The following is a 13,559-nucleotide window of genomic DNA, read 5'->3' on the forward strand; positions in this document are numbered from 1 at the left end:
GGGGAATGGCGGAGATGCTAGTCCGGACCTAAGATAAGAAAAACTGATCGACGGATATTTCAATCATGACGAACGAAAATCATGGTCTGGTCCGGCCCCTGGACCTGGATGCCGTGCAGGCTTTCGTCCTGGTGGCCGATCTCAGCAGCTTCACCCGCGCGGCCGAGGCGCTGGACACCACGCAATCGGCCGTCAGCCTGAAGCTCAAGCGGCTGGAGGAGCGGCTCGGCCGGCGGCTGCTGGAACGCACGCCGCGGCGCGTGCGGCTGTCGCAGGAAGGTGCGGCGTTCCTCCATGCGGCACGCGACTTGTTGGAGGCGCACGAGCGGGCGCTGCACGGGCACGTCGAAGAACGGCGCAGTCTGCGCGTGGGCATCAGCGACCAGTCGGCCGGCACGGAATTGCCGAACCTGCTGGCGAAGGTGGGCGCCTACGACCGTTCGCTGCGCATCGAAGTGCGCATCGGCTCGTCCGCCAGCCTGATCGCCGCGTTCGACAATGGCGAACTGGATGCGGCCATTGTCTGCGGCGCCGACGGGCGCCCCGGCGGCGAGCTGCTGTTTACCGAGCCGTACACCTGGTACGCGTTGCCGAACTGGCAGCAGCCTGCCGGCGAGCCGTTGCGCCTCGCCGCCCTGGCCGCTCCGTGCGCGGTGCGCGCCATGGCGCTGAAGGCGCTGGACGACGCAGGCGTGGCGTGGACCGAAGTGTTCGTCGGCGGTGGCCTTCCGGCGGTGGTCGCGGCGGCCTGCGCGGGCCTGGCGGTAGCGCCGCTGCCACGGCGCGTGTGCCCGCCGTCGATCGTGGATGTCGGCGAGGCCCTGGGGCTGCCGCGTCTGCCGCTGACGCGGATCGTGCTGCATCAACGCGTGGGCGATCCCCGCACGCGCGAGGCGGTGCGCGTCCTCGCCGCCGCGCTGAAGGCCAGCGTCGCCGCTACGGCATCACTGGCGGCACGTACGTGAGCGTCATGCCGAGCAGCCACAGCAAGCCGAGCACCAGCGGCACATGCACCACGAGCTGGATGAAGGTGAAGCCGACCACATCGCGCGCCTTCAGGCCCAGCACACCCAGCAGCGGCAGCATCCAGAACGGATTGATCAGGTTCGGCAACGCTTCGGCGGCGTTGTAGACCTGCACCGCCCAGCCCAGGTGCACGTGCAGGTCGTTGGCTGCCTGCATGACGTAGGGCGCTTCGACCAGCCACTTGCCGCCGCCCGAGGGCACGAAGAAGCCGAGCACGGCCGAATACACGCCCATCACCAGGGCGAAGGTGTCGGTGGAGGCCACGTGCACGAACAGGCCGGACAGCCGGTGCGCCAGCGTCTCGCCGGCGAAGCCCGGCGCATGGGTGAGCAGTTCCGCGATGCCACCGTAGAGCTGGAACTGGATCAGCACGCCCGCCGTGCTCGGCACTGCGCGGGCCACCGCATTCAGAAAGCTGCGCGGGCGCCAGTGCAGCAGCAGCCCTAAGGTGAGAAACAGGAAGTTGTAAGTGTTGAGATTGGCGATGGCCGACACGGCCGGCTTGGTCGCGAACTCGTAGCCGAGCCAGCCCAGGCCGAGCAGGCCGATGAGCACGGACAGCAGCGGACTGTATTCCAGCCATTCGCCGGGGCGGGTGCGCGCAGGCAGCGGTGGGGTCGCGGTGGCTTCCGTCACGCCGAAATCTTCCGCCGTACGTGCGCTGGCGTCAGAGGGCGCGGTGAACCAGCAGATCAATAGCGACACGGCGATCAGTACCGCAGTCAGCACGAGGGACTGCCACAGGAAAATGGTCTGGCTGAAGGGAAGTACGCCCGTGATGTTGAGCAGGCCCGGCGGCATGCTCTTGGGATTGGCCTGCAGCTGCGCGGCCGACGAGGACAGGCCCATCGCCCATACCGCGCCCAGGCCGAGATAGGCTGCCGCGCCTGCGGCGCGGTAATCCATGCGCAACTCGGCGCGACGCGCCAGCGCGCGCACCAGTAGCCCGCCGAACACCAGCGAGAAGCCCCACGACAGCAGCGAGGCGAGCATGCTCACCAGCCCCACGTAGCACACTGCGCCGCGACCTGTGCGTGGCACCCGCGCCAGCACGTCGATGAAGCGCGCCACCACTGGCGCGGTCGCTACCACGTAACCGCCGACGACCACGAAGGCCATCTGCATGGTGAAGGGAATCAGGCTCCAGAAGCCGTCGCCGAAGGCCTTGACCGTGACCACCGGCGTCGCGCCGAAGGCCAATGCGGCCGCCGCGACCAGGGCCACGCCCAGCGCGGCGAACACCCAGGCATCGGGGAACCAGCGCTCAGCCCAGGCGGAACTGCGCAGAGCCGCGCGGGCCAGCGCGCCTTCGTTCGCGGTCGACGACATGGGCACCCTCCCCAAATGGGGGCGATGGTGGGCCGCGTGACCGGCCGGGGCAATACGATCTTGGTCGCAGCCCCGCGCCGCCTGTCGCTCAGGCTTTCGCGCGCTGCTTGAACAGGGTGATGGTGGCCACGCCGACCAGGATCACCGCCATGCCCGCCAGGTCGTACGGACCCACGTGCTCGCCGGCGAACAGCACGCCGAACAGCACCGCCACCGGCGGATTGACGTAGGCGTAGCTGGTGGCCATGGCCGGGCGCGCATGCTTGAGCACGTACAGGTAGGCACTGAAGGCGATCAGCGATCCGAACAGCACGAGATAACCCACGGCCAGCGTGGAGCGCAGCGTGGGATGCGCGGGCAGGTGCTCGCCGGTGCCGAAGCCCACCAGCAGCAGGGCCACGCTGGCGCACAGCATCTGCGCGGCGGTGTTCATCGGGCCGGCGGGCATGTCCTGGCGCTTGCTCCAGATCGAGCCGAAGGCCCAGCTCGCCGCCGCGACGATGAGCGCGAGCGCGCCCAGGCGCGAGGCCGAGAGACTGCTGCCCAGATTCAGTACCACCACGCCGGCGAAGCCGATCACCAGGCCGAGCGCTTCGCGCCCGGTCGGCCACTGCCCGTACATGCCGGAAAACAGCGCCGCGAACAGGGGCATGCTCGCCACCGCCACCGCGGCGACGCCGGAACTCACGCTCTGTTCTGCGAAGCACACCAGGCCGTTGCCGAAACCCAGCAGCAGCACGCCGGTGATCGCCGCGTTGCGCCATTGGCGCGCGGTGGGTGCGCTCGCGCCGCGCAGGCGCAGAAAACCGAACAGCAGCACGCCGGCCACCAGGAAGCGGATACCGGCCAGCAGGAACGGCGGGTAGCTGTCCAGGGCATAGCGGATGCCCAGGTAGGTGGAGCCCCAGATGATGTAAAGCGCGAACAGCGCCAGCGGGATCATGATCCGCGCGTCGGCGAACGGGCTTTGCGCCGCGCGAGCGGCGTCGGAAACGGACTGGTCGGTCATGGCGGGGAAGGCGCGAAAGAGGGGGCGCGGCGACTAGTCTAACGATTACGCAAGATAATGCGTTGCGGAATGGCCGAGTAGTGAGCGCTTTGCAAGGCTGCCTTGAGGCACCGTCAAGGCGGCGCCTCCCGCTTCAACCCGCCTCGGCCACAGCGGCGTGGCGCCGCTCGCTCGCCAGCAGGTCGCGCTTGCGCTCCACGCCCCAGCGCCAGCCTCCCGTGGTGCCATCCTCACGGACCACGCGATGGCAGGGGACGATCAGGGCGACGCGGTTGCTGCCGCAGGCCTGGCCCACGGCGCGCGCCGCCTTGGGCATGCCCAGCTCCGCGGCGATCTCGCCATAGCTGCGGGTGCTGCCGGCGGGGATGCGCGTCAGCGCGTCCCACACCCGCCACTGGAAGGCGGTCGCCGCGATGTCCAAAGGCGGAAGCTCCGGCGCGGCCGCATCGCTCCAGCCGAGTTCCGCAGCGATGCGCGCGATCACCGCGTCCAGCCACTCTTCCCGGCCGGCATCGACGCGTTCCAGTTCGGCGCGCGGAAATTCATTCCTCAACTGCCGCACGAGGTCGCCATCGTCGTCGCCCAGCGTCACCGCGCAGATGCCGCGCGTGGTGGTGGCTACGAGCAGGCGGCCCAGCGGCGTCTCGGTGGTGGTGTAGCGGATGCTCGCGCCCAGGCCGCCGGCTCGGTAGCTGGCCGGGGTCATCCCTAGCAGACGGTTGCTGTGCTCATATACGCGGCTGCCGGAACCGAAGCCGGCCTCGTAGACCGCATCAGTCACCGCGGCGCCTTCGCGCAGCGAAGCCTTGAACTGGCCGAAGCGGCGGGCGCGATGGTATTCCGCCGGACTCACGCCGTATCGGCGCCGGAAGGCGCGCTGCAGATAGGTGGGACTGAGTCCGGCGGCTTCGGCCAGCTGCTCGAGTCCGGGCGCCTGCTCCGCGCGCTCGATCAGGGCGCGGACGTGCTCCAGGGCGGTCTCGGTGGTGCGGCGGGGTTTCATGGGGGCGGTGCGGATGTCCATGTCGTCAGGCTAGACGCCTTGGCCCGCGCGGGACTATCCGGTTTTTGCGCGGAAGCCCGGTTCGTGACGGCTCAGCGCGCGGCCGGGCCGGTCTGGCGAAGCACGACGAACTCGCCTTCGAGGATTTCCGGCTGGCGCGAACCCGCGACGGGGCGCGGCGCGCTACCCTTGCGGGTCCAGTGGCGCACGGCCAGCAGCAGACCGCCGCCGACCAGCAGCACGCCGGCCACGACCAGGCCGAACACCAACAGCACGCCCACCAGTGCCACACCGACGAGCAGCGACAGGGCACGGACCAGCGGATGGCGGGAACGACGCGGAGACGGCAGCGTGAAGCGCATGTGTTAAAAATCCGTATGGTAAAATCAATGACTTACGTGCGTAACGATGGGGCTTCCGCCCTCGAGAGACAAGTGCCGATGGATACAGCCACCCCCGCTTCGCCGCTCTGCCGCCTGGACGACATTCCCGATGGCGAGGCGATCGCCGTGGATGTCGCGCTCCGGGACGGCGAGGAAAACCTCATCGTGCTCCGCCGCGGCGATGCAGTGCGTGCCTATCTCAATATCTGCCCCCACGCGGGGCGGCGGCTGGACTGGGCGCCCGGCAAGTTCCTGCTCAAGGACGACGTGCTGATCTGTGCGGCCCACGGCGCCAGCTTCCAGGCGGGCGACGGCCTGTGCGTCGGCGGTCCCTGCCGCGGCGAACACCTGCGGTCGGTGCCGGTGGCCGTTATCGATGGCGAAGTGCGCCTCGGCTGAGCCGAGCCTCAGCGCAACGGCGGCTCTTAGCGGAACATCAGATTGATCGCGATCAGCGTGATCACTAGCACGATCGCGGTGAGCGGCAGGCCGACGCGCAGGAAATCCTTGCCGCGATAGCCGCCGGGGCCGGCCACCATCATCAGCGCCGGGTGACCGGAGCTCAGCAGGAAGGTGTTGGAGGACGATACGGCGACGATCAACGCATAGGCCGACGGATTGCCGCCGGTCGCCACAGCCACGCTGATCGCGATGGGCACCATCATCACGGTGGCGCCGACGTTGGACATCACCTGCGAGAACAGCAGGGTGAGGATCGCCAGCGACACCTGCAGCACATAGGGCGAAGCGTTGCCGAGATGCTGCAGCACCTCCTGCGCTAGCCAGGCCGCCGTGCCGGTGGCATCCATGGACCAGCCGAGCGGAATCAGGCAGGCGGTGACGAAGATCGTCTTCCAGTTGATGGCCTTGTAGGCCTCGTCCATGTTCAGCACGCCGGTGAGCAGCATGCCGATGGCGCCGGTCATCATCGCCACGGACAGGTCCAGATGGGTGAACAGGGCCAGGCACTTGGCCAGCACGAAGAAGCCGACGGCTTGCCAGATCTTGCCGGGGCGCTGTTCTTCCTTCGGGATGTCGGTGACGACGACCAGGTCCTTGTCCTCGGAAGCCAGGCCCAGATCGCGCCAGCTGCTGTGCAGCACCAGCGTGTCGCCTGCGCGCAGACTCACCGAGCGCACGTCGTCGCGGAACACCTGGTCGCCGCGGTTCACCGCGAGCACGGAAATGCCATAGCGCTTGCGCAGGCGCAGCTCGCCGACGGTCTGCTTGAGGAAGCGCGAACTGGGCGGGATCACCGCCTCGGAAATGCCCGCGCGGGTGGGATTGAACAGCTCGCCCAGCTGGCGCATGCGCGGCGACAGCTTGCACAACTGATTGTTGGCGAACTGGTTGAGCTGCTCGCGCGGGCCGAGCACGCCGAGTACGGACCCCACCCAGATCACGTGGTCCACCGGCGGCGCCATGCGCGCCTCGGTGCCGCTCTTGATCGCCAGGATCAGTGGCGCGCCGTACAGCTGCTCGACTTCGCCGATGCTCATCCCCACCAGCGGGCTTTCCGCCGTGACCGTCAGTTCCGCCGTCTCGCCGCCGATGCCGTAGGTGTCGGCGAAGTAGCTTTCGGTACGACCGGGCGTCACCTTCAGGCGCTCGTCCTCGCGCTCCGGCAGCAGCTTGGGCGTGAACAGGTAGAAGAACAGCACGCCCGCCAGCGCCAGCGCGAGACCCACGGGCGTCACGCTGAACAGGCCGAACTTCGGAATCGTATGGGCGCCGGGCGGCAGGTTGGCGTTCGCGCTCGCGATCAGGTCGTTGAGCACGATCAGCGGCGAGTTGGCGATCAGCGTGGTGTTGGTCGCGGTGAGGATGCAGAACGCCATCGGCAGCAGCAGTCGCGACAGCGGCACGCCGGTGCGCGCGGCCAGGCGGCTGGTGACGGGAATCATCAGGGCGGCCAGCGCCTGGCTGGGGATCACCGCGCTGAACAGGCTGGTGACCAGGTTCACCACCACGCCCAGGCGCGATTCCATGCCGCGCGCCATGCGCATCACGAAGTTGGCGGTAAGGCCGAGCACGCCGGCGCGGTCGAGGCCGGCGCCCATGATCATGATCGCGATGATGGCGATCACCGCGTTGCCGGCGAAGCCGTTGAACACACGGTCGGAGGGAATCAGGCCGGTGAGGCCGATCACCACCACCACCAGCAGCGCCACCATGTCGGCGCGGATCCACTCCAGCACCAGCATCAGCATGGTGAAGCCCACCAGCCCGAGCACGAGGATCATTTCGGGGGTGAGCGATAGTCCCACTAGCCGGCTTCCTTACGAACCCGTGGACGACGATGGATGCGGTTGGACTTGGCTTGCGTCACGCGGCGAAGACCCGTCCTTAGTTCTGGTCCGCGAGTATAAGCGTCGCGACCACCATGCTGGTGAATCGGAGCCGTCCCCGGGACGTGGGCGGCGCGTGGCTGCGTACACGCGCCCGGGACGACGGCGCGGGAACGACGGCGTGGGGCGACGGTCAGGCGTGGCGGTACAGGAGATCCCACACGCCGTGGCCCAGCTTCAGGCCGCGGCGCTCGAAGTGGGTTTCGATGCGCCACGCGGGCTTCTCGGCGTACTGGCCGGGGCCGACGTCGTTGCGCCAGTCCGGCGCGGCTTCCATCACCTCGAGCATGTGCTCGGCGTACGGCTGCCAGTCGGTGGCCAGGTGCAGCAGCCCGCCCGGCGCCATGCGCGAGGCGAGCAGGGCGACGAACTCGGGTTGCACGATGCGGCGCTTGTTGTGGCGCTTCTTGTGCCACGGGTCGGGGAACCAGATGCGCGCTTCCGCCAAGGTGCCGGGCGCGATCTCGTGCTCGAGCACCTCCACCGCATCGTGCTTGTAGATCCGCACGTTGGAAGCGCCGCGTGCGGCCAGTGCGTTCATCAGGCGGCCGACGCCCGGACCGTGCACCTCGATGCCGAGATAGTTGCGCGCCAGGTCGTGCTCGCTGGCCCAGGCCAGTGCCTCGCCGTTGCCGAAGCCGATCTCCATCACCAGCGGGGCCTTGCGCCCGAAGCGCGCGGCGTAGTCCTGCGCGGTGCCGGTGTAGTCGATGCCGAAGCGGGCCCAGTGTTCGTCGAAGGCGCGCTGCTGCGCCGGCGTCATGCGTCCTTCGCGCAGCACGAAGCTGCGAATGCGGCGCAGGTACGGGCCGGACGCCGGGTCTTCGTGCTCGTGGTCTTCGGGACGGTCGCTCATGCAAGGCCTGGGAGGTGGCGGGCTGTTCGTGGAAGGACGCCCATCGGGGCGCCCACATCGCTTCGATACTGGCGGCGGGGCGGCTTTCGCGCCCTCGCTACTCGCCAACCTCCATGCCTTCAGCCGATCGTGCCGTCGATCGGGCTCGAGGCCGAGGCATAGCGCTTGCGCGGAATGCGGCCGGCGCGGAACGCGGCACGGCCGGCTTCGATCGCCAGCTTCATCGCATGGGCCATCAGCACCGGGTCTTTGGCGCCGGCGATGGCGGTGTTCATCAGCACACCGTCGCAGCCCAGTTCCATCGCGATGGCGGCATCGGACGCCGTGCCCACGCCGGCATCGACGATGATCGGCACCTTGGCGTTCTCGATGATCTCGAGCAGGTTGTAGCGGTTCTGGATGCCCAGGCCCGAGCCGATCGGCGCGGCCAGCGGCATGACCGCCACGCAACCGATCTCTTCCAGCCGCTTGGCCAGGATCGGGTCGTCGCTGGTGTAGACCATGACGTCGAAGCCGTCCGCGACCAGGGTCTCGGCCGCCTTGAGGGTCTCGACCACGTCGGGGAACAGCGTGCGCTGGTCGCCCAGCACCTCCAGCTTCACCAGCTTGTGGCCGTCCAGCAGCTCGCGCGCGAGCTTGCAGGTGCGCACCGCGTCCACCGCGTTGTAGCAGCCGGCGGTGTTGGGCAACAGGGTGAATTCATCCGGCGGCAGCGCGTCCAGCAGATTGGGCTGGCCGGCGTCCTGGCCGAGGTTCACGCGGCGGATCGCCGCGGTGACGATCTCGGCACCGGCGGCCTGCGTGGCGCGGCGGGTTTCGTCGAAGTCCTTGTACTTGCCCGTACCGGTCAGCAGGCGCGAGCCGTAGCTCTTGCCGGCAATGATCAGCGGGTCGGCGGCGTCGTGGGTCTTGGTGTTCATGGGTCTCGACTGCTCGGGGAGCGCGGGACGGCGGCTCAGCCGCCGCCGATGGCATGCACGATCTCCACCTGGTCGCCCTCGGCGAGGGCCCAGCGGATGTGCATGCTGCGGGGAACGATCTCGCGGTTCACTTCCACCGCCACGCGCCGGTCGCCGTAGCCGGCTTCCTGCAGCAGTTGGGCGACGGTGATGCCGTTGGCGCAGTCGCGGGGACTGCCATTGAGCGTGATCTGCATCGGGGCATTGTAGCCGCAGTAGCCGTCCGGCCCCAGCGAGCGCGGCATCGTGCCCGGAAAAACGAGAGCCCGGCGGGGCCGGGCTCTCGCCAGGGGTCAGTTCTGGCGCTCGTCGCGGTTGCCGTGCTGGCGATGCTCGCCGCCCCGGTTCTGTCCTTGCGCGGGCTGGTTCTGCGGACGCGGCGGAGGCGCGCTCTGGGGCGCCGGTTGCGGAGCCGGGCGCTCGAAGGCCGGCCGCACCTCGCGCTGGACCGGTTGCGGCATCGCCTGCGGCGGCGCGCGCTCGATGCGCGGTTGCTGCGGCGGTTCGTTGCGCTCGGGGCGGAACGAGGGCTGCGGCTGGCGCATTTCGCGGAAGCGCTCGACTTCCCGTGGCGCAGCGTTTTCGGGTGCGGGTTGCGGGCGTTCCGACGGACGCGCCATCGGCTGCTCGAAGCGCGGCTGGCGCATCTCCGGGGCCGGCGCGGTGCCGGGTTCGTCGCGGCGGTTGAAGCGCGGCACCTCCGGCAGGCTGCGGGGCGGCGGCGCGGCCTGCGGTTGTGCGGCCGCCGCGCGCTCGCGGTCCTGCGCGGCGTTGGAGACGAAGCTCACGCCCGGGCGCGGCGTATCGTTCCGCGGCGTGTCGCTGCGAGACGCGCCCTGGGGCGGACGGCGGTCCTGGAAGGCGGCGCGATCGCCGGCGTCCGGGTGGGCGAAGCGGGCCGACGGCAGTTCGTTCGGCCGCAGGTCCGGGCGCGCGTTCTGGCGGAAGTCCGGCCGATCGTCGGCCTGGAAGCGACGCGGTGTCTGATCGGCTGGCGCGGGACGGTTGCCCGGACGGTTGGCGTCGTCCACCGGCGGCAGGCGCGCCGGCACGCCCGCGGCGGCCTCGCGCGTCGGCCCTTGCGGCGGAACCGGGCGCCCGGGGGCGCCGTTGCCGAGCACGCGCACGTTCGATGGCGCGGTGGCCACCGGCGCGCCGGGACGCTGCCCGAAACGGTTCGGGCGCACGTCGTCCGCGACCGGGCGCTGCACGGCGTTGAGCGGCGGCGCGCGACGCGCGACCACCTCACGCTGGAAGCCGGCCGCCGGCAGCGGCCGCGCGTTCGCCGGGCGGGGCGGGGCGAAGCTGGCGCGCGTGGGCTGGATCGGCACGCCGCGCGGCAGCACCGGCGCAGCGGCGAACTGGCGCGCATCCGCGCGTACCAGGTTGCGCCGCACGTTCTGCGCGCTCGCGAAGCTCTGGCCCGGCACGGCGCTGAAGGCATGCGGCGCGCCACGGTTGACGTAGCCGACATTCGGCGTCGGCCGTCCGTCCCGGTAATAGTTGTATTGATTGTTGATGTTGTTGATCACCGTCGTGCGATTGACGTTGCGCACGTAGATGTTGGTGACGTTGACGTTGGTGTAATAGTTGCGGCTGGCGCGGTACCAGGGGTTGTAGACCTCGCGCGGGCCGAGCGGAAACCAGCCCACCGGCGCGCCGCCGCCGATGCCGATCGATACGCTCCAGTTGCCGCCGCCGACGAAGGCTACCAGCGCCGGCGCGTACACCGGGCGCACGGCGACCGGACCCGGGATCCAGCCCCAGCGGCTGCCCACGTAGGCCCAGCGTCCGTAATGGAACGGCGCGAAGCCCCAGGGCGCGTCGTCCACCCAGGTCCAGCCCCACGGCGCGATCCAGGCCCAATGGCCGTCGCGGTACGGTGCCCAGTCGCCGGCCACCTGCGAGGGGTACCAGACCGCACCGTAGTCCGGGTCGGTCTGCCAGTCGCCGTAGCGGTCCAGATCCTGGTAGCCGACGACGTCTTCCGAGACGTAGCGGCGGCTGGGCGACTGCTCGTAGCGCTGATCGCGCTGATAGCACCAGTCGTCGAACGAGTCGCCGCGGTCGCCGATGTCCTCCAGCGTGACCTGCTGCAGCGAAGAGTCGCCGATGACGTAGCGCGTGCCCGTGTTCACCGTGCGCTGCGCGTTGTTCTCGCCGTAAAGCGTGGCGCGGCCGCGGAACGCGGTGACTTCAGTGGTGCGCCCGTCGCGGTCGATGTCCACGCGGAACGTGCCGGGCTGGTCGACCACCAGTGCCACGGTGGGCGTGTCGATCTCGTAGCTCTGGCCTTCGTCCAGGTTGCGGACGGTGAGGTTCAGCGTGCCTTGAGTGAGTTCCACCTGGGCGAATTGGTCGTTCAGGTCGAGGAAGCCGGCGTCGGTGTTCTGCGCCATGCGCAGGCTGCCGCCGTCCAGTTCCAATTCGGCGCGGCCGTCCGCGCCGGTCGAGATCCGGTCGCCGCGGGTGAGCGGGCGATTGAGGCTGGCATCGCTCCAGTCTTTCGCGCCCGCCGGCAGCAGGCCCAGGTCGCCGGAAAGGTAGGAAAGCCGCGCGACGCGCGCTGGCGGATCGCCCGCCTCGCCGTCGGCCTGCGACTGGGCCTGGACAAGGCCCGCCGCGCCCCACAGCAGCGCGGCGGCGAACAGCGGCCAGGCGCGTGTCACGAAAGTTTGGGGAAGACGCATGACGTTCTCCGGAGCGTGCGCATCGATGACGCCTGCGGAAACGCATGAAGCGTCCGGGCGCCGACGGCCCGATTATGTGCACGGCTTTTCACGGCCCGCGCGCGCCGGCGGGCGCACCGCCGCTGGCCGGTTCAGCGGCCCGCCATGTGCGGTTTATCGCGCGTTGTGCCGACCGGCATCGACGGCCGGCAGGTGCGTGCGGCGGGGTTGTTCCCAAGCGCGCGGGTCCCGGTTACCATCCGCCGGCGATGCGGGTGTAGCTCAATGGTAGAGCTGTAGCTTCCCAAGCTACTGACGAGGGTTCGATTCCCTTCACCCGCTCCATTCCCCGCCCGCCCCACCGAGCCTTTCTCTTCCAACCAGCGCGCTGAAGATGGCGGATGTGATCACACTCGGCTGGCGGGAGCGCCTGGCATTGCCCGACCTCGGCATCGTCTCGCTCAAAGCCAAGCTCGACACCGGCGCGCGCAGCAGCTCGCTGCACGTGGACGAACTGGAGAGCTTCGAGCGCGACGGCGCCGTCTGGCTCCGCTTCACGGTCAGCACCGGTCGCCGCCACCCGATGGTGACGCATTGCGAGGCGCCGGCGCTCTATCGTCGCGCGGTCATGGACACCGGCGGCCGCAGCACCGAGCGCTGGTTCATCCGCACCGACGCCGTGCTGGCGGGACGCCGTTTCAGCGTCGACGTCAATCTCACCGACCGCCGGCATATGCTGTTTCCCATGCTGCTGGGCCGCACGGCGCTGCAAGGGCGCTTCGCGGTGGACCCCGCCCTTTCCTACACCCAGCCGCGCCATCCCCTGGCGGCCATGGATGTCCCATGAAGATCGCCATCCTTTCCCGTAATGCCCGCCTGTATTCCACCCAGCGCCTGGTCGAGGTGGCCCGCGAACGCGGCCACGTCGTGCGCGTGCTCGATCCGCTGCGCTGCTATGTGCGCATCGCGCCGGGCGACGTGGCCATCCGCTACAAGGGCAAGCCGCTGAAGGACATCGACGCGGTGATCCCGCGCATCGGCACCACCAGCACGTTCTACGGCACGGCGGTGTTGCGCCAGCTGGAGATGATGGGCGTGTACACGCCCAACCCGTCCGACGCGGTGTTGCGCGCGCGCGACAAGCTGCGCGCGCTGCAGATCCTCGCGGCACAGGGCCTGGACATGCCGGTGACGGTGTTCGGCGACAACCCGGACGATACGGCCGACGTGCTGGCCATGCTGGGCGACCCGCCCCACGTGATCAAGCTCAACGAGGGGAGCCAGGGCACCGGCGTCGTGCTGGCCGAGAAGCGCAGCGCATCGCAGAGCGTGATCGAGGCGTTCCGCGGCCTCTATGCCAACTTCCTCGTGCAGGAATTCATCGGCGAAGCGAACGGCAGCGACCTGCGCTGCTTCGTGGTCGGCGGCAAGGTGGTGGCGGCGATGCAGCGCGACGCGAGCCCGGGCGATTTCCGTGCCAATCTCCACCGCGGCGGTACGGCGCAGTCGGCCTCGCTCAGCGCGGAGGAGCGCCAGATCTCGGTGCGCGCCGCCAAGGCGCTCGGCCTGGGCATCGCGGGTGTGGACCTGCTGCGCTCCAAGCGCGGCCCGCTGATCCTCGAAGTGAATGCATCGCCAGGCCTGGAAGGGATCGAGGCGGCGACCGGCGTGGATGTGTCGGGGCACATCATCAAGCATCTCGAACGGCACGCGCGGAAGTGACGCAGGTGCGCGACACCGACGACGCGCTGAACGGTTAACGGCGAAGTGAGTGCGGGTTAACCACACCGTAACCACGCCGCCCCTATAAAGGTCCCACTGCAATTTGCTCGGCACTTCAACCGCTATGGTCTAGTGACAGCAGATTACGGTATCGGGGCAGTAGCTTGGGCCCGGATGGAGCGGTTTCCGCCGCGCCTCCGGGCCTTTTCTTTTGCGCCGGCAAGGGGCGGCCCGCGGCGCGTTCAGCCGGATGGC

13 protein-coding genes and 1 tRNA gene are annotated in these 13,559 nt (G+C 69.4%); 5 read left to right on the forward strand and 9 right to left on the reverse strand.

Annotation, left to right across the window (positions count from 1 at the left end; translation table 11 throughout):
* Positions 1–65: 65 nt before the first annotated feature.
* Positions 66–965 (forward strand): LysR family transcriptional regulator, encoded by a 900-nt coding sequence (locus tag RKE25_RS04690; protein ID WP_311841102.1) that lies wholly within the window; start codon positions 66–68, stop codon positions 963–965.
* Here the strand turns inward: RKE25_RS04690 and RKE25_RS04695 are convergent.
* The 4 genes from RKE25_RS04695 to RKE25_RS04710 form a co-directional block, all read right to left on the reverse strand.
* Positions 937–2,355, reverse strand: a complete 1,419-nt coding sequence (locus RKE25_RS04695) for a TIGR00366 family protein (protein WP_311841103.1) — start codon at positions 2,353–2,355, stop codon at positions 937–939. The genes RKE25_RS04690 and RKE25_RS04695 overlap by 29 nt on opposite strands.
* An 88-nt stretch (positions 2,356–2,443) precedes the next feature.
* Positions 2,444–3,364 (reverse strand): drug/metabolite exporter YedA, encoded by a 921-nt coding sequence (gene yedA, locus RKE25_RS04700; RefSeq protein ID WP_311841104.1) that lies wholly within the window; start codon positions 3,362–3,364, stop codon positions 2,444–2,446.
* 133 nt (positions 3,365–3,497) lie between these two features.
* Positions 3,498–4,367 (reverse strand): methylated-DNA--[protein]-cysteine S-methyltransferase, encoded by an 870-nt coding sequence (locus RKE25_RS04705; RefSeq protein ID WP_311841105.1) that lies wholly within the window; start codon positions 4,365–4,367, stop codon positions 3,498–3,500.
* Between the two features lie 92 nt (positions 4,368–4,459).
* On the reverse strand, positions 4,460–4,729 hold the full coding sequence (locus RKE25_RS04710) for a hypothetical protein (RefSeq protein ID WP_311841106.1): 270 nt from the start codon (positions 4,727–4,729) through the stop codon (positions 4,460–4,462).
* A gap of 78 nt (positions 4,730–4,807) precedes the next feature.
* On the opposite strand from RKE25_RS04710, the gene RKE25_RS04715 reads away from it, so the two are divergent.
* On the forward strand, positions 4,808–5,149 hold the full coding sequence (locus tag RKE25_RS04715) for a Rieske 2Fe-2S domain-containing protein (RefSeq protein WP_311841107.1): 342 nt from the start codon (positions 4,808–4,810) through the stop codon (positions 5,147–5,149).
* Between the two features lie 26 nt (positions 5,150–5,175).
* On the opposite strand, the gene RKE25_RS04720 is transcribed toward RKE25_RS04715, so the two are convergent.
* The 5 genes from RKE25_RS04720 to RKE25_RS04740 all read right to left on the reverse strand — a co-directional run bounded on the left by RKE25_RS04720 (position 5,176) and on the right by RKE25_RS04740 (position 11,603).
* Positions 5,176–6,993, reverse strand: coding sequence for an SLC13 family permease (locus RKE25_RS04720; RefSeq protein WP_311842330.1), 1,818 nt, complete (start codon positions 6,991–6,993; stop codon positions 5,176–5,178).
* 238 nt (positions 6,994–7,231) lie between these two features.
* Entirely contained in the window at positions 7,232–7,954 is a 723-nt protein-coding gene (gene trmB, locus RKE25_RS04725; protein ID WP_311841108.1) for a tRNA (guanosine(46)-N7)-methyltransferase TrmB, read from the reverse strand.
* A 119-nt stretch (positions 7,955–8,073) separates the two neighbouring features.
* Complete coding sequence (locus RKE25_RS04730; RefSeq protein WP_311841109.1) at positions 8,074–8,874, reverse strand: thiazole synthase; 801 nt, start codon at positions 8,872–8,874, stop codon at positions 8,074–8,076.
* Between the two features lie 35 nt (positions 8,875–8,909).
* Entirely contained in the window at positions 8,910–9,110 is a 201-nt protein-coding gene (thiS, locus tag RKE25_RS04735) for a sulfur carrier protein ThiS (RefSeq protein WP_311842331.1), read from the reverse strand.
* Between the two features lie 96 nt (positions 9,111–9,206).
* Entirely contained in the window at positions 9,207–11,603 is a 2,397-nt protein-coding gene (locus tag RKE25_RS04740) for a DUF6600 domain-containing protein (RefSeq protein ID WP_311841110.1), read from the reverse strand.
* A 250-nt stretch (positions 11,604–11,853) separates the two neighbouring features.
* Between RKE25_RS04740 and RKE25_RS04745 the strand changes: the two genes are divergently transcribed.
* The 3 genes from RKE25_RS04745 (at position 11,854) to rimK (ending at position 13,304) form a co-directional block, all read left to right on the forward strand.
* Positions 11,854–11,927 (forward strand) — tRNA-Gly (locus RKE25_RS04745).
* 49 nt (positions 11,928–11,976) lie between these two features.
* Positions 11,977–12,429 (forward strand): RimK/LysX family protein, encoded by a 453-nt coding sequence (locus RKE25_RS04750; RefSeq protein ID WP_311841111.1) that lies wholly within the window; start codon positions 11,977–11,979, stop codon positions 12,427–12,429.
* Positions 12,426–13,304, forward strand: coding sequence for a 30S ribosomal protein S6--L-glutamate ligase (gene rimK, locus RKE25_RS04755; RefSeq protein ID WP_311841112.1), 879 nt, complete (start codon positions 12,426–12,428; stop codon positions 13,302–13,304). The genes RKE25_RS04750 and rimK overlap by 4 nt, the downstream gene beginning before the upstream one ends.
* Positions 13,305–13,559: the final 255 nt, after the last annotated feature.

The sequence above is a fragment of the Dyella sp. BiH032 genome, assembly GCF_031954525.1.
Lineage (GTDB): Bacteria > Pseudomonadota > Gammaproteobacteria > Xanthomonadales > Rhodanobacteraceae > Dyella_D.